This window comes from Klebsiella sp. I138 (assembly GCF_051131765.1).
Lineage (GTDB): Bacteria > Pseudomonadota > Gammaproteobacteria > Enterobacterales > Enterobacteriaceae > Klebsiella.
Map to the genome: position 1 here is coordinate 298,639 of NZ_CP180447.1, position 23,584 is coordinate 322,222.

At 53.6% G+C, this 23,584-nt stretch carries 21 protein-coding genes and 1 tRNA gene; 13 read left to right on the plus strand and 9 right to left on the minus strand.

The window, feature by feature from the left end:
• The first annotated feature begins 526 nt into the window (after positions 1 to 526).
• The 6 genes from ompK36 to mgtE all read left to right on the plus strand — a co-directional run bounded on the left by ompK36 (position 527) and on the right by mgtE (position 7,861).
• Positions 527 to 1,618: a porin OmpK36 gene (ompK36, locus tag ACMYSK_RS01370; RefSeq protein ID WP_434639627.1), complete on the plus strand. Its 1,092-nt coding sequence runs from the start codon at positions 527 to 529 to the stop codon at positions 1,616 to 1,618.
• 104 nt (positions 1,619 to 1,722) lie between these two features.
• Entirely contained in the window at positions 1,723 to 2,775 is a 1,053-nt protein-coding gene (apbE, locus tag ACMYSK_RS01375; RefSeq protein ID WP_434639629.1) for an FAD:protein FMN transferase ApbE, read from the plus strand.
• A gap of 72 nt (positions 2,776 to 2,847) precedes the next feature.
• On the plus strand, positions 2,848 to 3,912 hold the full coding sequence (ada, locus tag ACMYSK_RS01380; protein WP_434639631.1) for a bifunctional DNA-binding transcriptional regulator/O6-methylguanine-DNA methyltransferase Ada: 1,065 nt from the start codon (positions 2,848 to 2,850) through the stop codon (positions 3,910 to 3,912).
• Positions 3,912 to 4,568, plus strand: a complete 657-nt coding sequence (gene alkB / locus ACMYSK_RS01385; protein WP_434643741.1) for a DNA oxidative demethylase AlkB — start codon at positions 3,912 to 3,914, stop codon at positions 4,566 to 4,568. The genes ada and alkB overlap by 1 nt, the downstream gene beginning before the upstream one ends.
• A gap of 69 nt (positions 4,569 to 4,637) precedes the next feature.
• Positions 4,638 to 6,281 carry a multidrug ABC transporter permease/ATP-binding protein gene (locus ACMYSK_RS01390; protein WP_434639633.1) on the plus strand — a complete coding sequence of 548 codons (1,644 nt, stop codon included), beginning with the start codon at positions 4,638 to 4,640 and terminating at the stop codon, positions 6,279 to 6,281.
• 143 nt (positions 6,282 to 6,424) lie between these two features.
• The gene (gene mgtE / locus ACMYSK_RS01395) at positions 6,425 to 7,861 is read left to right on the plus strand and encodes a magnesium transporter (protein WP_434639635.1); all 1,437 of its coding nucleotides are present in this window, start codon (positions 6,425 to 6,427) and stop codon (positions 7,859 to 7,861) included.
• Here the strand turns inward: mgtE and ACMYSK_RS01400 are convergent.
• Positions 7,824 to 9,071 carry a SulP family inorganic anion transporter gene (locus ACMYSK_RS01400; RefSeq protein ID WP_434639637.1) on the minus strand — a complete coding sequence of 416 codons (1,248 nt, stop codon included), beginning with the start codon at positions 9,069 to 9,071 and terminating at the stop codon, positions 7,824 to 7,826. The two genes, mgtE and ACMYSK_RS01400, sit on opposite strands and share 38 nt — an antisense overlap.
• A gap of 274 nt (positions 9,072 to 9,345) precedes the next feature.
• On the opposite strand from ACMYSK_RS01400, the gene mqo reads away from it, so the two are divergent.
• Positions 9,346 to 10,977, plus strand: a complete 1,632-nt coding sequence (mqo, locus tag ACMYSK_RS01405; RefSeq protein WP_434639639.1) for a malate dehydrogenase (quinone) — start codon at positions 9,346 to 9,348, stop codon at positions 10,975 to 10,977.
• Positions 10,978 to 11,039: 62 nt separating this feature from the next.
• On the opposite strand, the gene eco is transcribed toward mqo, so the two are convergent.
• A complete protein-coding gene (eco, locus tag ACMYSK_RS01410; protein ID WP_434639641.1) occupies positions 11,040 to 11,531 on the minus strand; it encodes a serine protease inhibitor ecotin in 492 nt (163 codons plus the stop codon).
• A gap of 368 nt (positions 11,532 to 11,899) precedes the next feature.
• On the opposite strand from eco, the gene ACMYSK_RS01415 reads away from it, so the two are divergent.
• On the plus strand, positions 11,900 to 12,322 hold the full coding sequence (locus ACMYSK_RS01415) for a hypothetical protein (RefSeq protein WP_434639643.1): 423 nt from the start codon (positions 11,900 to 11,902) through the stop codon (positions 12,320 to 12,322).
• 44 nt (positions 12,323 to 12,366) lie between these two features.
• Here the strand turns inward: ACMYSK_RS01415 and ACMYSK_RS01420 are convergent, their stop codons facing one another.
• Positions 12,367 to 13,476 (minus strand): AI-2E family transporter, encoded by a 1,110-nt coding sequence (locus ACMYSK_RS01420; RefSeq protein ID WP_434639644.1) that lies wholly within the window; start codon positions 13,474 to 13,476, stop codon positions 12,367 to 12,369.
• A gap of 553 nt (positions 13,477 to 14,029) precedes the next feature.
• On the opposite strand from ACMYSK_RS01420, the gene ACMYSK_RS01425 reads away from it, so the two are divergent.
• Both ACMYSK_RS01425 and ACMYSK_RS01430 read left to right on the plus strand, forming a co-directional pair.
• Positions 14,030 to 14,350: a hypothetical protein gene (locus tag ACMYSK_RS01425; RefSeq protein WP_434639646.1), complete on the plus strand. Its 321-nt coding sequence runs from the start codon at positions 14,030 to 14,032 to the stop codon at positions 14,348 to 14,350.
• A gap of 599 nt (positions 14,351 to 14,949) precedes the next feature.
• A complete protein-coding gene (locus ACMYSK_RS01430; protein WP_434639648.1) occupies positions 14,950 to 15,603 on the plus strand; it encodes a hypothetical protein in 654 nt (217 codons plus the stop codon).
• Positions 15,604 to 15,985: 382 nt separating this feature from the next.
• Here ACMYSK_RS01430 and ACMYSK_RS01435 read toward each other — a convergent pair.
• The 3 genes from ACMYSK_RS01435 to ACMYSK_RS01445 form a co-directional block, all read right to left on the minus strand.
• Positions 15,986 to 16,062: transfer RNA gene (locus tag ACMYSK_RS01435), tRNA-Pro, on the minus strand.
• A 76-nt stretch (positions 16,063 to 16,138) separates the two neighbouring features.
• Positions 16,139 to 17,899 carry an LPS biosynthesis-modulating metalloenzyme YejM gene (gene yejM / locus ACMYSK_RS01440; RefSeq protein WP_434639650.1) on the minus strand — a complete coding sequence of 587 codons (1,761 nt, stop codon included), beginning with the start codon at positions 17,897 to 17,899 and terminating at the stop codon, positions 16,139 to 16,141.
• Between the two features lie 19 nt (positions 17,900 to 17,918).
• Positions 17,919 to 18,146 (minus strand): YejL family protein, encoded by a 228-nt coding sequence (locus ACMYSK_RS01445; RefSeq protein ID WP_015583825.1) that lies wholly within the window; start codon positions 18,144 to 18,146, stop codon positions 17,919 to 17,921.
• A 189-nt stretch (positions 18,147 to 18,335) separates the two neighbouring features.
• On the opposite strand from ACMYSK_RS01445, the gene yejK reads away from it, so the two are divergent.
• Positions 18,336 to 19,343: a nucleoid-associated protein YejK gene (gene yejK, locus ACMYSK_RS01450; protein ID WP_434639652.1), complete on the plus strand. Its 1,008-nt coding sequence runs from the start codon at positions 18,336 to 18,338 to the stop codon at positions 19,341 to 19,343.
• Between the two features lie 63 nt (positions 19,344 to 19,406).
• Here the strand turns inward: yejK and ACMYSK_RS01455 are convergent, their stop codons facing one another.
• A complete protein-coding gene (locus tag ACMYSK_RS01455) occupies positions 19,407 to 20,171 on the minus strand; it encodes a DeoR/GlpR family DNA-binding transcription regulator (RefSeq protein WP_434639654.1) in 765 nt (254 codons plus the stop codon).
• Positions 20,172 to 20,253: 82 nt separating this feature from the next.
• On the opposite strand from ACMYSK_RS01455, the gene ACMYSK_RS01460 reads away from it, so the two are divergent.
• On the plus strand, positions 20,254 to 20,853 hold the full coding sequence (locus ACMYSK_RS01460) for an NUDIX domain-containing protein (protein WP_434639656.1): 600 nt from the start codon (positions 20,254 to 20,256) through the stop codon (positions 20,851 to 20,853).
• Between the two features lie 17 nt (positions 20,854 to 20,870).
• On the opposite strand, the gene ACMYSK_RS01465 is transcribed toward ACMYSK_RS01460, so the two are convergent.
• Entirely contained in the window at positions 20,871 to 22,184 is a 1,314-nt protein-coding gene (locus ACMYSK_RS01465) for a serine hydrolase domain-containing protein (RefSeq protein WP_434639658.1), read from the minus strand.
• Between the two features lie 106 nt (positions 22,185 to 22,290).
• Between ACMYSK_RS01465 and ACMYSK_RS01470 the strand changes: the two genes are divergently transcribed.
• Positions 22,291 to 23,181 (plus strand): LysR family transcriptional regulator, encoded by an 891-nt coding sequence (locus tag ACMYSK_RS01470; RefSeq protein ID WP_434639659.1) that lies wholly within the window; start codon positions 22,291 to 22,293, stop codon positions 23,179 to 23,181.
• Between the two features lie 57 nt (positions 23,182 to 23,238).
• Here ACMYSK_RS01470 and rplY read toward each other — a convergent pair whose 3' ends face one another.
• A complete protein-coding gene (rplY, locus tag ACMYSK_RS01475; protein ID WP_434639661.1) occupies positions 23,239 to 23,523 on the minus strand; it encodes a 50S ribosomal protein L25 in 285 nt (94 codons plus the stop codon).
• Positions 23,524 to 23,584 lie beyond the last annotated feature (61 nt).

Here is a 23,584-nt window from a genome sequence, read left to right on the forward strand (position 1 = left end):
TTACCCAGATAAGCCTTTCCTTACCCGCGAGGTGATTGATTAATAACCGTTATTTTTTTCCGTAGATAACACAGGATATTTAAAGTTATGTAAAGAAGGGTAAAAAAAAACCGAATGCGAGGCATCCGGTTGAAATAGGGGTAAACAGACATTCAGAACTGAATGACGGTAATAAATAAAGTTAATGATGATAGCGAGAGTTATTCTAGTCGCCGGGGTGGATTTTGTTTTGTCATTCAGTGCTATACATGAAACAACGTGTAACTGCATGAAGTTTAATGGGAAAATTTATTTTCTTGATTATTGGTGCTTATTTTTATGATTTTCTTAGTCTAAGAAAAGTTCCCCTGTATTTACAAATTGAAACATCTTGTGCGCAATTTGAAACACCTTAGAAGTTTTCGTATCATATTCTTGTTGGATTATTCTGCATTTTACAGCACAATGAATATAGCCGACTGATTAGAAGGGTAATCAGTAAGCAGTGGCATAATAAAAGGCATATAACAAACAGAGGGTTAATAACATGAAAGTTAAAGTACTGTCCCTCCTGGTACCGGCTCTGCTGGTAGCAGGCGCAGCGAATGCGGCTGAAATTTATAACAAAGATGGCAACAAATTAGACCTGTACGGTAAAATCGACGGTCTGCACTATTTCTCTGACGACAAGAGCGTTGACGGCGACCAGACCTACATGCGTCTTGGCGTTAAAGGCGAAACTCAGATCAATGACCAGCTGACCGGTTACGGCCAGTGGGAATACAACGTTCAGGCGAACAACACTGAAAGCTCAAGCGATCAGGCATGGACTCGTCTGGCATTTGCTGGTCTGAAATTTGGCGACGCGGGCTCTTTCGACTACGGTCGTAACTACGGCGTTGTTTACGACGTAACTTCCTGGACCGACGTTCTGCCGGAATTCGGCGGCGACACCTACGGTTCTGACAACTTCCTGCAGTCCCGTGCTAACGGCGTTGCAACCTACCGTAACTCTGACTTCTTCGGTCTGGTTGACGGCCTGAACTTTGCTCTGCAGTACCAGGGTAAAAACGGCAGCGTCAGCGGCGAAGGCGCGACCAACAACGGTCGTGGCGCTCTGAAACAGAACGGCGACGGTTTCGGTACTTCCGTAACTTATGACATCTTTGATGGCATCAGCGCTGGTTTCGCATACGCTAACTCCAAGCGTACCGACGATCAGAACGCACTGGTTCTGGGTGAAGGCGACCACGCTGAAACCTATACCGGCGGCCTGAAATACGACGCGAACAACGTCTACCTGGCAACTCAGTACACCCAGACCTACAACGCAACTCGCGCTGGCAATCTGGGCTTTGCTAACAAAGCACAGAACTTCGAAGTGGTTGCTCAGTACCAGTTCGACTTCGGTCTGCGTCCGTCCGTTGCTTACCTGCAGTCTAAAGGTAAGGACATGGGTAACTACGGCGACCAGGATATCCTGAAATACGTTGACCTGGGTGCGACCTACTACTTCAACAAAAACATGTCCACCTACGTTGATTACAAAATCAACCTGCTGGACGACAACAGCTTCACCCGTAACGCCGGTATCTCTACCGACGACGTGGTTGCACTGGGCCTGGTTTACCAGTTCTAAGTTGCACGAAGTTGATGAAAAAGGCGCCTCTGGCGCCTTTTTTTTATGCCCGGTTTAACCTTGCTGGTGTAATCTTGCTGCCTTAGCAAGAGGAACCTGATTTTATGGATATCACTTTTTTCCGCACCGCGCTGTTCAGCGTCTGCGTACTGCTTTCCGGCTGCGATTCAGCCACTACTCCCACCGTGTCAAAAAGTGCAGCGACCGTGCTGGACGGCAAGACGATGGGCACCTTCTGGCGGGTCAGCGTCATTGGCATTGATGAAAACAAAGCTCAGGCGTTGCGACAAAAAGTCCAGACGCAGCTGGATGCCGACGATCGCCTGCTGTCCACCTGGAAGAACGACTCTGCACTTATGCGCTTTAACCATGCCACCACGACAGACCCGTGGCCGGTTAGCGAAGCGATGGCCGATATTATCACTCTGTCGCTGCGTATCGGCGCAAAAACCGACGGTGCCATGGATATCACGGTAGGTCCGCTGGTGAACCTGTGGGGGTTTGGCCCCGACAAGCAGCCGGTAAAAATGCCGGATCCGCAGCAGATCGCCGCCGCGAAAGCACGCACGGGGTTACAGCATCTGACGGTCATCAATCATGCCGATCGACAATATCTGCAAAAAGACATTCCGGATCTGTTTGTCGATCTCTCCACCGTCGGCGAAGGTTACGCCGCCGATCATCTGGCTCGCTTGATGGAGCAGGAAGGGATCTCGCGCTATCTGGTTTCGGTCGGCGGCGCGCTGGTCAGCCGGGGGATGAATGCTGACGGGCAGCCGTGGCGGGTGGCGATTCAGAAACCCACCGATCGTGAAAATGCCGTGCAGGCGATCGTTGATATCAACGGGCACGGGATCAGTACCTCCGGCAGCTACCGCAACTATTATGAGCTGGACGGTAAGCGCATTTCGCACGTTATCGACCCGCAAACCGGCCGACCCATCGATCACAAGCTGGTTTCGGTCACGGTGATCGCACCGACGGCACTTGAGGCGGACGGCTGGGATACCGGTCTGATGGTGCTGGGGCCGGAGAAAGCGCAGGAAGTCGTGCGTAAGCAGGGGCTGGCGGTCTACATGATCGTCAAAGAAGGCGACGGGTTTAAAACCTGGATGTCGCCGCAGTTCCGCACTTTTCTGGTTGGCGAAAAGAATTAAACAGCAAGATTTCGGATTTTTTTCATCGGGCGCTGATTCAGACTGGCGATACACTTAAAGCAGGAGCCCGTTATGAAACCGATCATTACCGATACCGACGATCGCCGCTGGCAGGCGGTGTGCGATCGTGATGCGAGAGCCGATGGCCAGTTTGTTTTCGCCGTACTGACCACCGGTATCTGCTGCCGCCCGTCATGCCGTTCGCGGCGTGCGCTGCGGGAGAACGTCCGTTTTTACCCCAGCGTTGAGGCGGCTCTCGGCGACGGCTTTCGTCCCTGTAAGCGCTGCCAGCCGGATAAAAACGACCCGCAGCAGCAGAAAGTCGACAAAGTGACCCGAGCCTGCCGCCTGCTGGAGCAAGAATCACCCGTGACTCTTGAGGCGTTGGCGCAGGAGCTGGCGGTCAGCCCTTTTCATTTTCATCGTGTATTCAAATCCGTCACCGGAATGACGCCCAAAGCCTGGCAGCAGGCGTGGCGTGCGCGGCGCTTACGCGAGGCGCTGGGGCAGGGGGAAAAAGTGACCCCCGCGGTATTGGCGGCCGGCTTCCCCGGAGGCAGCAGCTATTATCGTCAGGCAGATGCTGCTCTGGGTATGACCGCCAGCCAGTTTCGTCGCGGCGGAGAGGATACCGACATTATCTATACCTTCGGTGATTGTGCGATTGGGCGTTGTCTGGTCGCAGAAAGCGAGCGCGGCGTCTGCGCCGTTTTACCGGGGGAAGAGGATGCGGCGCTGCGCGATGAGTTATCGCGTCTTTTTCCTCACGCGCGACTTCTGCCGGGCGATGCGCATTTCTGCCAGCGGGTGGCGCACGTTTTTGCCCATCTGGACGACCCTCGCCAGGCCGTTAACCTGCCGCTGGATGTGCGCGGCACCGCGTTTCAGCTGCGCGTCTGGCAGGCGCTGCGCCAGATCCCGGCCGGAGAAACCCGTAGCTATCGCCAGGTCGCGCAGAGTATAGGCCAACCGCGTGCGGTCAGAGCGGTAGCAGGCGCCTGTGCGGCCAATAAGCTGGCGATTGTTATCCCCTGTCATCGGGTGGTTCGCGAGGGTGGGGCACTCTCAGGCTATCGTTGGGGAACGGCTCGCAAAGCGCAACTGCTGGCCCGGGAAGCGCAAACAGAGGAGAAATGATGCTCGATTTATTCGCCGATACGCCTCCCTGGCAGGAGTCGCTGGCACCGGGCGCCACCATTCTGCGGCGCTTCGCGTACGCGCGCGCGGCGGCGTTGCTACAGGCGATGAAGGCCGTCGCCAGCCATTCGCCGTTTCGTCAAATGGTGACGCCAGGAGGCTACACCATGTCGGTGGCGATGACCAACTGCGGCAGACTTGGCTGGACCACCGATATGCACGGCTACCTCTATGCGCCCGACGACCCGCTAACCGCCCAGCGCTGGCCGCCGATGCCGGCGATATTCAGTGAACTGGCAGCGGAGGCCGCGCTGGTCTGCGGCTATCCCGGTTTTAGTCCCGATGCCTGTCTGATTAACCGCTACCAGCCCGGAGCAAAGCTCTCTCTGCATCAGGATAAAGATGAACGCGACCTGCGGGCGCCGATTGTGTCGGTATCGCTGGGGCTGCCCGCCGTGTTTCAGTTTGGCGGCCTGCGGCGTAACGACCCGCTGCGGCGTGTGCTGCTTGAACATGGCGATGTGGTGGTGTGGGGGGGCGAGTCGCGTCTGTTTTACCATGGAATTCAAGCGCTGAAAGAGGGGGAGCATCCGCTGACCGGCGCCTGCCGTTACAATCTCACTTTTCGTCTGACTGGCTACAACGAACAAAAATAAGAATTATTCTTGATGTCATCGGCGAGCAGTTTAAACTGCTGGCTGTTTTGCTTGCCCGGATTGTGTGTTATGGAACTCCTCCTGCTTGTTTGGCGCCAGTATCGCTGGCCGTTTATCTCCGTCATTGCCCTGAGCCTGCTCAGCGCGGCGCTGGGAATCGGGCTTATTGCCTTTATTAATCTGCGCCTGATGACCGTGGTCGATACGTCGTTGACGGTGCTGCCGGAGTTTCTTGGTTTATTACTGCTGCTGATGGTGGTGACGCTGGGTTCCCAGCTGGCCCTGACCGCGCTTGGACACCATTTTGTCTTCCGCCTGCGCGGCGAATTTATCAAACGCATCCTTGATACCCAAATCGAAAAGGTCGAGAAGATCGGCAGTGCCTCGCTGCTTGCTGCGTTAAGCAGCGACGTACGCAATATTACGATTGCGTTTGTGCGCCTGCCGGAGCTGGTGCAGGGTATTATCCTGACTTTTGGATCTGCCGCTTACCTGGCCTGGCTGTCGGGAAAAATGATGATGGTCACCGCGCTGTGGATGGCGCTCACCATCTGGGGCGGGTTTGTGCTGGTCGCTCGCGTCTATAAGCATATGGCGACGCTGCGGGAAACCGAAGACAAGCTGTACCATGATTACCAGACGGTGCTGGAAGGGCGTAAAGAGCTGACCCTCAACCGGGAACGCGCAGAATACGTGTTTAACCAGCTTTATCTGCCGGATGCCCGCGAGTACCGTCATCACATTATCCGCGCCGATACGTTCCATCTCAGTGCGGTGAACTGGTCGAATATTATGATGCTGGGGGCCATCGGGCTGGTGTTCTGGATGGCAAACGGCCTCGGCTGGGCAAACACGGCGGTGGCGGCAACCTACTCGCTGACCTTGCTATTCCTGCGCACGCCGCTGCTTTCAGCGGTCGGCGCGCTGCCTACGTTGCTCAGCGCCCAGGTGGCGTTTAACAAGCTGAAGACGTTCTCCCTGGCGCCGTATCGCGCCGAATTCCCGCAGCCGGAGCCGCATCCACACTGGCAGACCCTGGAGCTGCGCGACGTCTGCTTCCACTATCCGGACAATACCTTTGCGGTGGGGCCGATTAACCTGACCCTGCAGCGTGGCGAGCTGGTCTTTCTGATCGGCGGCAATGGAAGCGGTAAATCGACACTGGCGATGCTGCTGACCGGGCTGTATCAGCCGGCTTGCGGGCAGATTCTTCTCGATGGCCAGGCCCTTGCGGCGGACAAGCCCGAAGATTACCGTAAGCTTTTCTCCGCGGTCTTTACCGATGTCTGGCTGTTTGACCAGCTGCTGGGACCGGATGGAAAAGCGGCCGACCCCGCGCTGGTCGGGCAGTGGATGGACTACCTGCAGATGGCGCATAAGCTGCGGCTGGATAACGGCAAGATTGTGGATTTGAAACTGTCGAAAGGGCAGAAAAAGCGCGTCGCGCTGCTGTTGGCGCTGGCGGAAGAGCGGGATATCATTCTGCTGGATGAGTGGGCGGCGGACCAGGATCCCCACTTCCGGCGTGAGTTTTACCAGGTGCTGCTACCGCTGATGCAGCAGATGGGGAAAACCGTCTTCGCCATCAGCCACGACGATCACTACTTCCAGCATGCTGACCGTCTGCTGGAAATGCGCAGCGGGCAGTTGACAGAGCTGACGGGAGAAGAGCGTGAGCTGGCTAGCCGTGATGCGGTAGCCCGCACCGCCTGATTAAATGCGCCTCCTGGCGAACAAGAGGCGCGGTTGTTGAATTTTCCGTCATCTGAACAGGGTGACGGTTATTTTTTCTCCCTCCCCGCGCTATGCTTATGGCACCTGGCCTGACATATATTCTCAAAAGGATTGCCTGACCGATGTCCGTTTTGCATAAAAAAAGCGCCAGATTACGTGATGAAGAGCGTGCTCGCCTCATCTGGCTGCTGACCACCGATAAAGCCGTGACCTCGGCGCTGACAGGCAAATTAACCCTCGCTGAACGCTATGACGACGGCACGCTGGCGGACGATCTGGCGGAAGTCGAAGTGCTGGTCTCCCATCTGCCGCCGCCGGATCTCGCCGATGCCCTGGAAGCGTTGCCTAACGACGGGCGTAATGCGCTCTGGCAGCTGGTAAGCAGCGACAAACGTGGCGAGGTGCTGCTGGAGGCGTCAGAGAACGTCTGGGGCGACCTCATCGATAAGATGAGCGACCACGAGGTACTGGACGCGCTGCAAACCCTGGATATCGACGAACAGGTCTATCTGGTTCAGCACCTGCCGCGAAACCTGACCGGCCGTTTACTGGCGACGATGCCGCCGGAAAAACGCGCACGCGTGCGCCAGATGATGCGCTATGCCGACAATACCGTCGGGGCGATCATGGAGTTTGAAGTCATTGTCGTGCGCCCGGAAATGACCCTGGCGGCGGTACAGCGCTACCTGCGGCGGCTGGGTAAAATGCCGGAGAACACCGATAAGCTGTTTGTCACCACCCGCAATAAGCTCCTGCTGGGCGAACTGGAGCTGCAAACGATCCTGCTTAATGATGCGCAAAAGCGGGTTGGCGATGTGATGGAAGGGGATCCGGTAACCTTCCAGCCGCACGAAGAGGCGGAAAAGGTAGCGCGGACCTTTGAACGTGACGACTTGCTCAGTGCCGCGGTCATTGATGCCGAAGGGAAGCTTATGGGGCGCCTGACCATCGATGAGATCGTTGACGTCGTTTATGAGGAGACGGACAGCGACCTGCGCGGTATGGGCGGCCTGAGCAGCGAAGAGGACGTTTTTGCGCCGGTCAGTAAAGCGGTAAAAACCCGCTGGGCGTGGCTGGCGGTGAATCTGTGTACCGCCTTCATCGCTTCGCGGGTGATTGACGGGTTTGAACACACCATCTCGCAGCTGGTGGCGCTTGCCTCATTAATGCCGATTGTCGCCGGGATCGGCGGGAATACCGGTAATCAGACGATCACGATGATCGTGCGCGCCATGGCGCTACAGCACATTCAACCCGGCAGCTTTTCGTTTTTGATTATGCGTGAAATGGGCGTTGCGCTGATTAACGGCCTGGTATGGGGTGGGATCATGGGGGCGATCACCTGGTGGTTGTACCAGGACCCGCAGCTGGGCGGCGTGATGACGCTGGCGATGATGCTGAATCTGCTGATGGCGGCGATGATGGGCGTGATTATCCCGATGGTCATGGTCAAACTGGGCCGCGACCCGGCGGTCGGCTCAAGCGTAATGATCACCGCTATCACCGACACCGGTGGTTTCTTTATTTTTCTGGGTCTGGCGACGATATTTCTGATGTAACCGGCGGTCTGCTGCGCAGGCGACGGGGAATCAGCACCAGCAGCACGAGACCGGTCAGTACGCCAATCGCCAGATTGCCGGTCCCGACCGTCGCCCCGACGGTCGCCAGCATTACCAGCGTTTCCGGCCACGGATGACGCGTCACTTCCGCCGGGCGAATGCTATGCCAGCTGAAGGTCTTTGCCGCCACAATCACCATGACTCCGGCCAGCACCACCATGGGAATTTTCGCCATGACTTCGCTCAGGCCGGTTACCAGCAGCAGCAGTACGAGGCCCGCCGCAACGGTTGAGACGCGGCTACGGCCTTTGCCCATTTCGACGTTAACGATGGTCTGACCGATCATCGCGCAGCCGGCGATACCACCGTAGAGTCCGGCCAGAATATTGGCGATGCCCAGCCCGGCGCTCTCGCGCGCTTTGTTCGATGGCGTATGGGTCAGGTCATCCACCAGTTTCGCCGTCAGCAATGATTCCATCAGGCCAACGAAAGCGATGCTCAGCGCACAGGGCCAGATAATGCGCAGCGTATGCAGATCGAGCGGAACCAGCAGAGCAGTGAATCCCGGTAATCCGCCGCCCATCGTGCCTTCATCTCCGACGGTAGGCAGCACCTGGCCGGTGGTGACGGTAAACAGCGTCAGCAGGACAATGGCTATCAGCGGCGAAGGGACGGCTTTAATATAGCGCGGGCCCCACAGCACGATCAGCAACGTCAGCGCAAACAGGGCGAGAATCAGCGGCTGTTTGCTCCAGAAATGGGGTACCTGGGCAAAGAAGATCAAGATCCCCAGCGCGTTTACAAAACCGGTCATCACCGCTTGCGGAATAAATCGCATCAGCCGGGCCATGCCGCACAATCCAAACAAAATTTGAATAATACCAGCCAAAATGACAGCGGGCAGGATGTATCCCACGCCGTGCTGGTGCACCATTGGCCCAATGACCAGCGCAACCGACCCGGCCGCAGCGGTGACCATGGCCGGTCTGCCGCCGAGAACTGACATCGTCAGGCACAGCACAACGGAGGCTATCAGGCTGACCTTCGGGTCAACTCCGGCAATCACAGAAAAGGAGATAACCTCTGGAATCAGGGCCAGCGCGGTGAGTACGCCCGCCAGGGTTTCCCGGGTCAGCAGCGACGGCGAGCGTAATACGTGGCGAAGAGCGCCATTTGAAGAGGTCGGGACGTGGTTTGTGGCCTGATGCATAAGCGTTTCGCTGGTAGATAAAAGCCGGCGCCACGAGCCTGAGCTTGTGTGCGGTCTGTCACAAAACAGGGGATGATAGCGCGTGAACGTGACATATACCAGTACAAAATATGATTTACCGTACACATTTATTAAACATTTTTATAACAGATCTCAAAACTCAACTTAAATTTTAAACAATATTTAATTTTTTGATCTTCAGTGTTACCTTGATTCTCGATAATCGTTTCACCTGCGCTAAATATAAAAGCGAGTAAAGTAAGGCTCAAATTCGATGAAGAAAAAGATGGCCGTACCCAGCTCACCGGCGGTTGGTTCAAATACACCTCGGACCAACACCCGCCATGAGCAAGAGACGGATGTATTGTTGATTGGCGGCGGCATCATGAGCGCCACGTTGGGAACCTGGCTTCAGGAACTTGAGCCAGACTGGTCTATTACCATGGTCGAGCAGATGTCCAGCGTAGCTGAAGAGAGCTCGAACGGCTGGAACAATGCGGGTACCGGTCATGCGGCATTGATGGAGCTGAACTACACGCCACAAACCGCCAGCGGGATTAACATCGACAAAGCGGTCGATATCAATGAATCCTTCCAGATCTCCCGGCAATTCTGGGCCCACCAGGTGACACGCGGCATACTCAGTAAGCCGAAATCGTTTATTAACAGCGTACCGCACATGAGTTTCGTGTGGGGCGAAGACAATGTGAATTTCCTGCGCGCGCGCTATGCGGCGTTGCAGCAGAGCGAGCTGTTCCGTGGGATCCGCTATTCGGAAGATCATCAGCAGATTAAAGCCTGGGCGCCGCTGGTGATGGAAGGACGCGATCCGCAGCAAAAAGTGGCCGCTACCCGAACCGAAGTCGGGACCGACGTCAACTACGGTGAGATCACCCGTCAGCTGATTGCCGGCCTGCAGACCCATGATAATTTCTCCCTCCAGCTTGGTACCGTCGTACGTCGTTTTAAGCGCAACGCGGACAATAGCTGGACCGTGACTCTGGCCGATGCCGATAACCGTCGCCAGAAGCGCGTGATTAAAGCCAAATTTATCTTTATTGGCGCCGGTGGCGCCGCGCTGACGCTGCTGCAGGAAACCGGCATTCCGCAGGCGAAAGAGTACGCTGGCTTCCCGGTGGGCGGTCAGTTCCTGGTGTGTGAAAATCCGGAGGTGGTTAACCACCATCTGGCAAAAGTTTACGGTCAGGCTGAAGTGGGCGCGCCGCCGATGTCGGTGCCGCATATCGACACGCGGATTATCGATGGCAAGCGCGTAGTGCTGTTCGGGCCGTTCGCCACCTTCTCAACGCGCTTCCTGAAAAACGGTTCTTTGTGGGACCTGCTGGCATCAACCAATACCTCGAATATTCTGCCGATGCTGAATGTCGGTCTGGATAACTTCGATCTGGTGAAATACCTGATTAGCCAGGTGATGCAAAAAGATAACGATCGCCACGAGGCGCTGCGCGAATACTATCCTGAAGCGAATAAAGAAGACTGGCGCTTGTGGCAGGCCGGCCAGCGCGTGCAGATTATCAAACGTAGCGGGAAGAAGGGCGTGTTGCGCCTGGGCACCGAGGTGGTCAGCGATGATGAAGGTACCGTTGCTGCGCTGCTGGGGGCTTCTCCAGGGGCGTCTACGGCGGCGCCAATCATGCTGCAACTGATGGAAAAGGTCTTTAAAGAGAAGGTTCAGTCAGCGGCCTGGCAGGCGAAACTGAAAGAGATCGTTCCATCATACGGCCTGCGCCTCGATGGGAATCCAGCGGCGATTGAACAGGCGCTGGCGTGGACCAGTGAGGTTCTGCAGCTACACTATGAGCCGATTGCGGTGGTGGATGATGTCCCTGCGGCGGAGCTGAAGCCTCTGTCCGGCGATAAACCGATGGCGGATATCGCACTGTAAATAAAAAATCCGGCGACATTTGCCGCCGGATTTTTACCGTTCACGCCTGCCGGGATAGGCGCTTAGCGCTCGACGGCATTGCCGATAGTTTCATCTGCTTTCCAGATGCGATATTTCACTTCGACGTTATCAGGCGTGTAAACCACGATAGGCAGCTTGCTGTTATAGCGCAGCATGGCATCATCGCCTAACCCCGCCATGACAAACTTACGCTCTTTTTTGCCGTCCGGGCAGGCCATCATGGTTGAAACCGGTGAGGTCACTTTGTCAAACACGTAATAATTGTAGCCCCAGCCTTCCAGGGTTTTGCTTTCCAGATGGCCGCCGAGGCGATGGCGGTTGCAGTCAACTTCAAGCGTCTGGCCAATCATCAGTTCAACTTTAAATGCGTATTCGTCCTGCTGCTGTGGCAGCTGAATCACCTGACGCTTCATGCCTTTTTCCGCCTTCGGATAAGGTGCAACCTTTTCCAGAGGCTGTTCAGCGGCCAGCGAGCTGGTGGAAACACAGGCAACGGCCAGCAGAGAAACAGCAAGCGTAGAGAATTTCTTCACGATTCATCATCCTTTGTTATCGATCTTTAACGCCAAAAGACTAACACTCTTTTGCTGAATGGTAAGAATTATTTACCAACATTTTCATATATTCTGGGCGGATAAGCTGGATATTTAATATGGATTGCAAGCATTCACTCTATGCTATCTTCCTTTGAGCATAAGGTTCTGCAACCTTTTTTGATGATTTTTGGCGACTGACAGAAATCAGCTGCCCGGTATTGATAATTATCAATAAGCGAAGAAGTTTTCATATGAGTTTATTTCAGTCGAACAGAACAATGCTCCCGAATTAGAATGATTCATCAGGGAAATTAATTGAAACGGAATGGTTATTAATTGTGAATCAATCATATGAGTGATGATAGATGAAAGTAAATAAAATCGTGCTGGTCATGGTTCTGGGGGCCGCATCGGTTCTTGCCGGATGTACCTCTGAGGCGCAACGTCTGGCTAATTGTGAAGCCAAAGGGATTTCTAAAGACACCTGCTACTTAGCAGAACAAAATAAGCAGGCTGCCCTTAACGCCACCTATGAGAAACAGGCCATGGAGAATGCGGCCAACGCGGTCCAGCATGCGCAAAGCGCCCGGGAAATAACGAAACATTTCGCCGGGATGACGATCAAAGTGACCAGTGGTGGGATGACCGTTGACGGCAAACCGGCTGCGGTGCTTGAGAAAGCGGAAAAGGCCACGGTTTATCAGCAAGGGCTGTATAACTTTATTGTTTACCACACCGGAAAAGTTGCGGTCACCGAAAACGGCGTCTTTAAAGGATATGCCAAATAACAGGTGATGCCAGTGAAGGGGGGAAACGACGTTCCCCCCGATGCTTATTCATCGCGACTGATTTTTCCTTCTTCGATGAACTCTTCATCTATTTCGTCAGTATTGCCGGCGTGCTCGCGCCCCGATAGCAGATTCCAGCAGGCGATAAACAGGGCGGCGATCAGCGGGCCGATGACAAAGCCATTAATACCGTAAATCTCCATGCCCCCCAGGGTGGCTATCAGGATCATATAGTCCGGCATTTTGGTGTCTTTACCCACCAATAGCGGGCGCAAAATATTATCCACCAGGCCTATGACAATCACGAAGAAGCCGACGATGAACGCCCCTTGCCAGAGCTGATCGGTGGCAAACAGGAAGATGGCTGCTGGTATCCAGACAATGGCGGAACCTATCGCCGGAATAAGCGACAAAAACGCCATGATGGCGCCCCATAAAATGCTGCCATCGATACCGGCGACCGAAAAAGCAATACCGCCAAGTATCCCCTGTGCAAGGGCGACGGCGACGGTACCTTTTACGGTTGCTCGTGATACCGCTGCAAATTTGGCAAACAGGTGCTGCTTAACGTAGTTAGACAGCGGTAACGCTTCAAGGATCAGCATCACCAGGTAGGGACCATCTTTGAGCAGGAAAAACAGCAGGTAAAGCATAATGCCAAAACTGACGGTAAAGCCGAAGGTTCCTTTACCAATCATAAATGCGCTGCCGGCCAGATATTGCCCGCCCTTCAGGGCCACGTCAGAGAGCTGTTTCTGAATCTGCTCGGCGCTATCAAGGTTATGCTCGGAGAGAAAGCTTCTGGCCCATCCTGGCAGGTGGGCAAACAGGTTTGCCACCACCGTAGGAAACTGGGTGTCATTATGCTGTAGCCTCGTATAAACCAGGTTCAGCTCTATCGCCAGCGATGAAATGATAATGGCCAGCGGGGTGAAGACAATCAGGCAGATAATCGCCACCGTTAACAGCGACGCCAGACCGTTGCGCTCGCCAAGGCGGGTGCGCAATTTGTTCTTCACCGGATTGAAAATGACCGACAGAATCGCCGCCCACAGAATTGCTGAATAATAGGGGGAAAGAACATTAAAAAAGGCGAGGCTGACCACCAGCAAAATCAGGATAAAAAATCCCTTCGTAAGTCCATTAACTCTCATATTCATTGTTCCGGCTTATGACTGGTACAGTCAAATTGTAGTCTCTCTGGTTTAAACTCGACACCTGAGGGGCACGATCCCGGTGTAAACCTCTCCTGGAGGTTATGACGTAAATGACGGGCATAATCAACGGAGAAGAAATACGGTTATTGCTAAAAAGGTAGGTTTCTAGCTGAAGGGACAGACCTGTTTCGTCATACTCTGCTGTAACGTAGACCATGCCTATTGGTAAAGTCAGCACTTACTTAGCTGCTCTGGCCTGACAGAAAATGGCTATCATGGTCGCTGCGGGTAATTTTGTAGCACTCCCCTTGCACACGAATTAGAAACCTGCACTGCTTTTTCTGCGAGGCTGCGAATGAAGATGCAATGTCTTTATTCAGAAGATTATCAGAACATTCACCAGGTCACCTCCAGGAAAATGCTTTTTTTATGAAATAAGTAATACGTAATATAATAATTCATTGAAATACTTATATGTATGTTTTGTTTGCGGTATAGTATCTGAAATAACTTGAAAATTTAATTTTTAATAAATGTTTAGAGGTAAGTGATGAAGCGGTTAAAAATAATTTCTGTGTCATTAATGTTAATGACATTGGCTGGGTGTGCTACAAATATGTCAGAAAGAGCAGCACATGTTCAGGTGATATCCCAGGAACAAGCTCAGCAGTATAAATTTGTGTCGAATATAACCGGCTCTTCTACCTTAACTGGTGTTGCTCGTCATACGGGTTATCAAAATGCAATGAATGAAGTATTAGATAAGGCAGCAGAAAAGGGCGCTCAATATGTTGTCATAGATCCAGGCAGTGCGCCTTCCTATTGGGCAACCAGTGAAATAATAAGAGCAACTGCCTACAAAGACAAATAGAGTTACACCTCACTTTATCCAATCATTCTAATCCGGCAGGCATGATAAATGATCATGCCTGTTGTGATTTCTAGCTGCGGTTCACGATTTCAGCAATAAAATAATGGAAGGGTGTTTGATTTATCATTATTTATCAATTGGTTATGTTGGTTGTCATGATGGTGATGAGATTAAACCTTCAGAAACTGCAAATTTATTCTAACAGTAATTTAAATTAGCCTGCTATTTATTAAGGGTTGTTAAAGGTTGGGGCTTAATGTTTTTATATGAAAAACAATCATACATTATCTAAGATTAATGATTTAGGACATGCGGTTCTCGTATGATATTTTTCTTATTTATCGATGTGCGTAATAATCCTGCCCGAGAGGTTAAATCTAATTTCTTGTTTTAACTGTTCATTAACGAAAGTCAGCTATGTGGTTTATGGGAACTATAGCAGCACTTGATAATAATAAATTATTTTTATTTTGTTAGTGAGATTGATTTGATGACATAAAAATCATGATTGTTGTTTTATTGTGATGAATAAGTAGCTCGTTTTTCTTATTGTAACATAATGAATTTCGAAACTTTAAATAATTTCAGAGATAAATAACATGAGTAAGTTTATTGCCATTGTTTTTGTGCTTTCAATGTTGACGGGGTGTGCGACTGAGAGAACGATTACACCAGTAATTGATTCATCTCCAAGGCCTGATATCCATTTAGAATATCCTCTTATGATGTCTGTTTTTGATGGGAGAACCAGCAATCGAGATGAAAATGCAACACAATCAATAAAAGAAAGTTTAACAAAAATTTATGGGAATAATATTCAGTGGATCTCTGACTTTGATAAAGTGCCAAATGGGCGGACGGCAGTAAGAATCAGGCTCATTGTATTAGGCGCTAATTTTGGCAGCCGAATTATAACTTCGTCAGGCTATGAGAGTGCGGTGTATTCGGCCCGCTCATCCGCGACAGATGGGTGGGGGACTGTTATGGGGGTTGCTGAGGGGAACACGGTTATCAACTCGTCAGCGGTAAGTACAGAAGGTTGGTGGAATGGAACTGCATGGGTTGATTTTGTCATTGAGGATAAAACAAGCCCACAGAAAATAGAGTTCACAGTCCCACTGGTTGCTGAGCATCAAGAAAACAATATGTGGGGATATGCTTCAGGAACTAAGGCGGCTGAAGTCGCATGGAATTCTGTGTCGGCACAGTTACTGCGTGCAATTGATGCTGTTTTACACAAAGAAAGCCAGTAAAATCGCTTGGCTCAATGAAAGCCACAATACTGTTACACGCTGAAGATAAAACAACATCTCGTTTTCTTATTATGCTCGTTACGGAACAGAGTGTAGCGGTTTTACTTAAGTAGCCCAGGCCTGATGATGTCTTAACCATACAATGGGGAGACTTTACCTTACGGTATGGTTTTCTTAAAAGTATTAGGTAAGAACATCCAGCGACAAGAATATAGTCAAGTTAAGGGTAGGGTTCTACAAAGAGGTTACTAAAACCAGATTAGATACTTTGCATTACTATTATTGTCTTGTACCTCATGACAGGGTTTCACCCCACAGACTCCCCGTACGAAAAACAGGCATAAAAAAACCAGCCTTAAAAGGCTGGTTTTTCAGGGATTTTTGGTCGGCACGAGAGGATTTGAACCTCCGACCCCCGACACCCCATGACGGTGCGCTACCAGGCTGCGCTACGTGCCGACGCATGAAGGACAATATTACCCGTTCCCCGACCGAATGCAAGCCACGAACGACTGATTGATTCATAATTAATCAATCAGTTAGCGATAAATCGTTTTTCGTCCGTCAGGATCTGCAACAGCAGACTGAGCTGAGGTTTCCGGTTATCAATTTTCTTACCGTCGCTGTTCCAGGTGCTGTAGGTACCGTTGTGATTCAGCACCACGGTGACCTCGGTTGAGGTGACAGCCAGCGTGTCGCTGTTGGCTGCCGTCACCCAGGGCCGGCGACGTGCGGGGCTGAACAGGTCTTCACCCTGCGAATATTCGTTGGCCGGTGTGGAGACGTGCAGCAGGCGCTGCATCAGGGTCGTCATCACATCTTTGTTGTTAGTCAGCGTTGCGATGTTCTGCGCCGGAATTCCAGGCCAATGAATAACCAGCGGTACCTGCAGCCGATCCCGGGACCAGTCAAACTGACCGTGCTGCGGATTCAGCGGCATGCCGTGAGCACCGGTGATAATTACCACGGTATTGTCCAGTTTCCCGGCATCACGCAGGCTGCTCAGCACCCGGCCGATTTGGGTATCGACATCTCCTGCGGCACGGCTATAGCGGCGGGCAAAGTTTTGCTGCTGGCTATTCTCCAGCGTCGTGCCGTTCAGCGAAATCCATGAGAACCAGCGGTTTTCATCCTGAGCATAGCGATTGAGCCAGCCAATCCACTGGTTCGCCGTTTGTTCATCACTTTGCATTTTCTCGCTCGGCAGCGAGAAATCTGACAGTAGCGCCTGACGATAGAGCGGGCTGCTGAAGCCATCGGATGAGAACAGGCCCAGCTGATAACCCTGCTGATTAAAGGCGGTTATCAAGGCTGCCGGGATGCGGGCCGACAGCACGCCATCCATATAGCCCGGTGAAATCCCGTAGAACAGGCCAAACATACCGTTATCGGTGGTGTTGCCGGAACTCATGTGCTGGGTAAAGTTGACGTTCTCCTGCGCGAAACTGGCAAGTTCCGGCATGTTTTTCTCAAAACGCGAATAGTTCAGGTTATCGACGGTAATGAGCAGAACGTTGTAGCCAGCGCCCAGATCCCGGTAGCGCAGGGGGCTCAGCGGATACTCTACGGAGACGGCTTCCGGCGCGCCCTGTTCCACCAGACGACGCTGGTAATCCTGGGCATCAAGCAGGCCATGTTTCTCAAGGAAACGGCGGGCCGTCATCGGATAAGAAAGCGGCAGGTTTGCCCGTTGCATGGTGATCGGGCGATAGAAGTTCGCATCCGCCCAGATATAAACCAGGTGGCTGCTGATAAAAGAGAGAAAGAAAAGCCAGGCGACGGGACGCGCATAGCGGCGCCGGCGCGTCAGGCTGCGCAGCTTCTGCCAGCTCCAGGTCGCAAACAGCATTTCCAGCAAGAAAATAACCGGCACGCTGATAAACATCAGCTGCCAGTCGCGCGCCATCTCATTCTGATCGGGGTTGATCACCAGTTCCCAGACAATCGGGTTAAGATGCAGGTGGAAACGGGTAAAGACTTCGCTATCGATCAGCAATAGCGTCATACCCACGGTCGCCAGAATGACCGACAGGAAGCGCATCAATCTCTGCGATATGACGACAAAGGTCAGCGGGAAGAGAATCAGGACATAGCTGGTAAAGACCAGAAAACTGAAGTGACCCACGAGGCTGACATACGAGAAAATACGTCCGCCCAGAGTCGTGGGCCAGTCGGCGACAAAAAGATAGCGGCTGCCGAGCACCATGGCCAACAACATGTTGAACAGGGCGAACCAGTGCCCCCAGCTGACCATCTGGGAGATTTTTTCTCGGTAGGGCTGACGAAGAGTCACCATATACAGTTGTTGGTTATCCTTAGTGCGCCGGGTCGTCGTTGATTGAAGACTGCAGAGCCTGGGCAAAAGAACGGGCGATTGCCTGACGCTGCGCCGGCGCGACGCTACTATTGATCAGGTTGGTCACCATATTGCCTAGCACCATCAGTGAAAGGTCAACGGGGGCTTTGTGTGTTTCCAGCACGTTGGTCAGCTCGCTGAGCAGCTGTTCGACGTGTTCATCACTATAGCGGGATAATTGCGGCATAAACTCAAAATCTGTTTGTTCGTGAAAGGGCAACATATTACCGTAGCAGCAGCTTTTTTTCCGCATTTTTTCGCCACGGCGCAAAAGCGCGCAGGATCGCGAGTCTCAGGCGGTCGAAGAGTCACGCGGTGGTTGCGTCGCCGTCCCGGCGGTGGTTGAATACCGGCCGGTCTAAAAGGAGAGTTTAACATGAGTCTGGATATCGACCAGATTGCCCTGCATCAGTTAATTAAACGTGATGAACAAAACCTCGAGCTGGTGCTGCGCGATTCCTTACTGGAGCCGAATGCGACGGTCGTGGAAATGATGGCCGAGCTGCATCGTGTCTACAGCGCGAAAAACAAGGCCTACGGTCTGTTTAATGAAGAGAGCGAGCTGGCGCAAGCCCTACGCCTGCAGCGTCAGGGCGAAGAAGACTTTCTGCCGTTCAGCCGGGCGGCAACCGGTCGTCTGCGCGACGAGCTGGCGAAATATCCTTTCGCGGAAGGCGGTATCGTCCTGTTCTGCCAGTATCGCTATCTGGCGGTAGAGTATCTGCTGGTGGCGGTGCTGAATAACCTGAGCAGCATGCGTGTTAACGAAGATCTGGACATCAGCTCCACTCACTATCTCGATATTAATCATGCCGATATTGTGGCGCGCATCGATTTAACCGAATGGGAAACCAACCCGGAATCGACCCGCTACCTGACCTTCCTTAAGGGCCGGGTCGGGCGTAAAGTGGCCGATTTCTTTATGGACTTCCTGGGCGCCAGTGAAGGGCTGAATGCCAAAGCGCAGAACCGCGGCCTGTTACAGGCTATCGATGATTTCGCCTCCGATGCTCAGCTCGATAAATCAGAGCGGCAGAACGTGCGTCAGCAGGTTTATACCTATTGCAACGAGCAGCTGCAGGCGGGTGAAGAGATCGAGCTGGAGTCCTTATCAAAAGAGCTTGCCGGCGTCAGCGAGAAATCCTTCCAGGAATTTACGGCTGAACAAGGGTATGAACTGGAAGAGAGCTTCCCGGCGGACCGCAGTACGCTGCGCCAGTTAACCAAGTTTGCCGGCAGCGGCGGCGGGTTAACGATCAACTTCGATGCAATGCTGCTGGGCGAGCGGGTGTTCTGGGACCCGGCGACGGATACGCTGACCATCAAAGGTACGCCGCCTAATCTACGCGATCAGCTACAGCGCCGGACTTCCGGCGGTAGCTGATTCCCGGCCAGCCCCGGCGGCAGGCCGGGGTTGACGTTCGGCGATCGTGTTCACCCGGAGCGCCTACTCGGCGCGGACACGGATCGTCTCGACCCCGCACTGTGTCAGCTGCGCCTGTAGGGCGTCATCCAGTAAACCATCGACAATCAGCGTACTGGCAAGGCTTAACTCACCCACCGCAAAAGCCGATGCCGAATTCAGTTTCTCCTGCGACGCCATCACAATGGTTTCAGCGGCGCGTGCGGCGAGTGCCCGCTTGATGCCTGCTTCTTCATAATCGCCGGTGGTGAAACCGGCGCGGTAGTGCACTCCGGTAACCCCCATAAAAAACAGGTCAGCATTGATTCGTGCAATTCCCTCCAGCGCGGCGGCGCCGACGGTGACTACCGAATGTTTAAACAGTCGTCCCCCGATAAGAATGACTTCAATTAACGGCCGTTCGACCAGCGCAACGGCAATGCCGGGGCTATGGGTTACGATAGTGCAGGCCAAATCTGCAGGAAGACACTTGACCATTTCTTCGGTGGTGGTGCCGCCATCGATAATGATGACCTGACCCGGTTGGATCAGCGCTGCAGCCCGGCGGGCGACGGCTTGCTTCGAAACAATTTGCACGTTTTTTCTTGTTTCAATCGGCGCGATGGCCGCCGAAACCGGCAGGGCGCCACCGTGGACCCGCTGCAGTTTGCCTTCCGCCGCCAGCTCGCGTAAATCCCGGCGAATTGAGTCTTCAGAAACGCCAAATCGTTGACTTAGCTCCCCGGACATCACCTGTTTTTCGGCGGCGAGAATCTGCAAAATCTGCTGTTTACGTTGGCTAGCAAGCATACTTTTACCTTCACGTTTTGTCTTGTTTGTGCGTTATTTTGCATGTTATGGTGCCTGCTGTCACCTCATCAGGGGAAAAAACATGCACAATAATGCGCCGCACGTTCGCCATGTCCGCGAAACGCTGCTGTCCGACAACTGGTATACGTTGAAAAAATACACCTTTGAACTGCTGCGGCGCGATGGCCATTGGCAGGAACAGAGCCGCGAAGCCTACGATCGCGGAAACGGTGCCGTGATTCTGCTTTATAACCGGGTAAAACAAACCGTCGTGCTTATTCGCCAGTTTCGTTTTCCGGTGTGGATTAATGGCCATGATGGCTTTTTAATCGAGGCCGCCGCCGGGCTGCTGGATAATGCGTCACCGGAAGAGCGTATTATCGCCGAGGCGGAAGAAGAGACGGGCTTTCGCGTCACGAGTATTGAACCGGTTTTTACCGCCTATATGAGCCCGGGTTCGGTAACGGAAAAGCTCTACTTTTTCATCGCGGAATACTCGGCAGACGATCGGCGGAGCGAAGGGGGCGGACTGGCGGCAGAAGGGGAGGATATTGAAGTCCTGGAGTGGCCATTGGCCCGGGCGCTGCAGGCGATACGTGATGGCGAAATTGTGGATGCTAAAACCATCATGCTGCTGCAACACCTGGCCCTCAATATGTCGTCGCACCTTGCCGCGACGTAAGCAAGGTGCGATAACACCTAGTGCAGTTTGCGGGCGATGGCGCTGTACATCAGCGCCGCTTCCAGCGGCTGGGCGTTAAATGACGGTTCGGCCTGCGGCCAGGTCGACCACTGCACAATCACCAGATGTTCCGCGCGGTTAACCATGATCACCTGACCATAGATACCCAGCGCCCATAGTGAGCCTTTCAGGCCCTGCTGGGGGGCAGGTTCGACATGTTGCGCATTAGCTGGAATGGCGTTATTCCACCATTGATAGCCGTAAATGCCTTCCGGGTGCGCCGGGGAGACTGATTTCTGCGCGTGGGTCCAGGCCGAGGATTGGTCAAACCAGCCGTCAGGCACCCGTCGTTGTCCGTTGGCCAGGCGCCCATCCCGGGCAACAAATTCGCCAAAACGACCCCAGTCTTCCAGGGTGGCGTTAAAGCCGTGCGCCCCGACGTCATGCTTGCCCTGCTGATATGCGTGCCAGACGCCGTCGTGCGCCATTCCACCCGGCTGCCACAGGCTCTGCTCCAGCCAGGCGGCAAGCGGCATACCGGTCGCACGCTCCAGAACATCACCCAGCAGCCATGCGCCACCTGAAGAATAGGACCACCGTTCGCCGGCGGGATGCGTACGCTTCAAAGAGGCCACGATTTTGCGCACGCAGGCGTAGGCGCCCGGCTGGGCTTCACACTGGGTCAGCCGGGCGAAATGGGACTGTGGGTTGGTGTAATCTTCGTTCCACTCGACGCCGGAGGTGTGCTGAATCAGCTGCTTAAGCGTGACACCGTCCCAGGCGGTGCCTTTCAGATCGGGTTCATACTCGGTGACCAGGTCATCAAGCGAATGGATTTTACCCTGCTGAATCGCCACACCCACTAAGGTGGAAACCACCGCTTTACCCACCGATCGGGAGGTCCACAGCGTCGTGTCGGTATTGCCTGCGCCGAGGTATTTGTAGGCAATTTTGCCCTCTTTGAGCACCAGAAAACCGGTAACATTCTGGCGCTTCAGGTAATCCTGTAAGTGCCAGGTCTGGCCATTTACCGTATAGCTGGCGTCGGTGAGCGGCTTATCTGATGGTGATAACGGTACCGCGGTACCGTGGCGGAAAACATCGCCGGTATAGTTACGGTAGTCGTTGCGAAAGCCGATTACGCGGGCAGATTGATCCCAGTTGAGCATATCTTTTGTTGCAGGCAGAACGGGGTCCAAAGGCGTCGGGCAGACATCCAGCGCCACGCCGCCGCAGGTGTGAGGTGGCTGGGCCTGCGCCATGCTGATGGTAGGGAAAAGCGCCAGGGCTAACGCCAGGGCCAGGGGAGAGGTGTTTTTTATCTTTGTCATCAGAGTGTCCTTATTAGCCATAACAACCAGGCCTGCAGTATATAAATCCCCTTCGGCAGGCTAAAATCAGCCCATGGGGGATTTTCCCCCCAAAGGACAGAACAGAATGACAACGCTGCACTACTCATTTGCTCAGATTGAGGCGTTTGCCACCATCGCAGAGACGGGAAGTCTTTCCCGGGCGGCGATTCGCCTCGGGAAAGACCGTACCACGCTGCGCGATCTGCTGGATTATCTCGAGGATGCGCTGGGATATGCGCTGTTTCTGCGCGAAGGACGCAGCCTGGCGTTAACCCCCGAAGGGGAACAGCTTTTCCGCCAGGCGCATTTACTGCTGCGTCAGGCGCAGGCCTTTGAGTCATTTGCGCAGACGTTGCCGCATACGGCGGGACAGGCGCTGCGGGTGGTGTACGATCCGTTTGTGCCGCGACAGTTTCTCTGCGCGCTGACGGATCATCTTGCCCGGTACTCGCTGCGGATCAGTTGCTGGAGCGCATCACGGCGGGAAGCGGAGCAGGCGCTGGCCGACGGGCAGGCCGATCTGGCCATTTGTCAGGCCAATAACCGTACTCTCGGTAGCGAAATGGAGTGGCGAGCGCTGGGAACCGTTGATCTGCGTTTTTATGCGGCAGAGCACCTGTTCGCTGACTCCGAAGCTCCGCTGACGCTACTCAATCTGTCGCTGGTTCCGCAGCTGGTTATGCATCGCCGTGCCGATGAGCAGATTGCCCGGCGGGTACAAATTTCGGGTCATACGCTGTACATGAATGAGAAGGCGTTACTGCGTCATGCGCTACAGCAAGGGCAGGGCTGGGGATTCTTACCGGACCATTTTCAGGCCGCTGGCTGGGAAGGGGTGAAGGAAATTGAGACGGAAGTGGGCAATCAGGGACTCAATGTCACGATGGTGATGCTCTGGCTACCGGGAATGAACAAACACCCGACGCTGGGTGGGGTGGTCGATTTTGCCCCTCAGCTGTGGGGGGACAGCGCATAACAAAACGCCCCGGGCCTTGCGGACCGGGGCGTTTGCCATACAACTTACTTTCGGCGATTAAGCGCGAACGAAGTCGATGTGAGACAGTTTTGGCTTGAACGGGTGACGCTGAACAGCCTGAACTTTCACTTTCTCTTCTTTGCCATCGATAACGAGGGTCAGAACTTCATCGTAGAATTCAGCTTTGCTCTGAATGTTCCACAGTTTGTCCTGGTCCAGCTCAATTGCTACCGGAGTAGCTTCGCCGCCATAAATGATGGCCGGGAATTTGTTAGCTGCACGCAGGCGGCGGCTCGCACCCTTACCCTGCTCTTTACGTACTTCTGCGTCGATAGTAAACATTGATGTCTCTCTATATTTAAATCCTGCTACAGGCGACCCAGCAGCAGGCAGATGATCTGCT

What these genes read in the sequence shown, in the direction of transcription:
- ompK36 (WP_434639627.1), top strand. Translation starts at nt 527, where the DNA reads ATGAAAGTTAAAGTACTGTCCCTCCTGGTACCGGCTCTGCTGGTAGCA.
- apbE (WP_434639629.1), top strand. Translation starts at nt 1,723, where the DNA reads ATGGATATCACTTTTTTCCGCACCGCGCTGTTCAGCGTCTGCGTACTG.
- ada (WP_434639631.1), top strand. Translation starts at nt 2,848, where the DNA reads ATGAAACCGATCATTACCGATACCGACGATCGCCGCTGGCAGGCGGTG.
- alkB (WP_434643741.1), top strand. Translation starts at nt 3,912, where the DNA reads ATGCTCGATTTATTCGCCGATACGCCTCCCTGGCAGGAGTCGCTGGCA.
- ACMYSK_RS01390 (WP_434639633.1), top strand. Translation starts at nt 4,638, where the DNA reads ATGGAACTCCTCCTGCTTGTTTGGCGCCAGTATCGCTGGCCGTTTATC.
- mgtE (WP_434639635.1), top strand. Translation starts at nt 6,425, where the DNA reads ATGTCCGTTTTGCATAAAAAAAGCGCCAGATTACGTGATGAAGAGCGT.
- ACMYSK_RS01400 (WP_434639637.1), bottom strand. Translation starts at nt 9,071, where the DNA reads ATGCATCAGGCCACAAACCACGTCCCGACCTCTTCAAATGGCGCTCTT.
- mqo (WP_434639639.1), top strand. Translation starts at nt 9,346, where the DNA reads ATGAAGAAAAAGATGGCCGTACCCAGCTCACCGGCGGTTGGTTCAAAT.
- ACMYSK_RS01415 (WP_434639643.1), top strand. Translation starts at nt 11,900, where the DNA reads ATGAAAGTAAATAAAATCGTGCTGGTCATGGTTCTGGGGGCCGCATCG.
- ACMYSK_RS01420 (WP_434639644.1), bottom strand. Translation starts at nt 13,476, where the DNA reads ATGAGAGTTAATGGACTTACGAAGGGATTTTTTATCCTGATTTTGCTG.
- ACMYSK_RS01425 (WP_434639646.1), top strand. Translation starts at nt 14,030, where the DNA reads ATGAAGCGGTTAAAAATAATTTCTGTGTCATTAATGTTAATGACATTG.
- ACMYSK_RS01430 (WP_434639648.1), top strand. Translation starts at nt 14,950, where the DNA reads ATGAGTAAGTTTATTGCCATTGTTTTTGTGCTTTCAATGTTGACGGGG.
- yejM (WP_434639650.1), bottom strand. Translation starts at nt 17,899, where the DNA reads ATGGTGACTCTTCGTCAGCCCTACCGAGAAAAAATCTCCCAGATGGTC.
- ACMYSK_RS01445 (WP_015583825.1), bottom strand. Translation starts at nt 18,146, where the DNA reads ATGCCGCAATTATCCCGCTATAGTGATGAACACGTCGAACAGCTGCTC.
- yejK (WP_434639652.1), top strand. Translation starts at nt 18,336, where the DNA reads ATGAGTCTGGATATCGACCAGATTGCCCTGCATCAGTTAATTAAACGT.
- ACMYSK_RS01455 (WP_434639654.1), bottom strand. Translation starts at nt 20,171, where the DNA reads ATGCTTGCTAGCCAACGTAAACAGCAGATTTTGCAGATTCTCGCCGCC.
- ACMYSK_RS01460 (WP_434639656.1), top strand. Translation starts at nt 20,254, where the DNA reads ATGCACAATAATGCGCCGCACGTTCGCCATGTCCGCGAAACGCTGCTG.
- ACMYSK_RS01465 (WP_434639658.1), bottom strand. Translation starts at nt 22,184, where the DNA reads ATGACAAAGATAAAAAACACCTCTCCCCTGGCCCTGGCGTTAGCCCTG.
- ACMYSK_RS01470 (WP_434639659.1), top strand. Translation starts at nt 22,291, where the DNA reads ATGACAACGCTGCACTACTCATTTGCTCAGATTGAGGCGTTTGCCACC.
- rplY (WP_434639661.1), bottom strand. Translation starts at nt 23,523, where the DNA reads ATGTTTACTATCGACGCAGAAGTACGTAAAGAGCAGGGTAAGGGTGCG.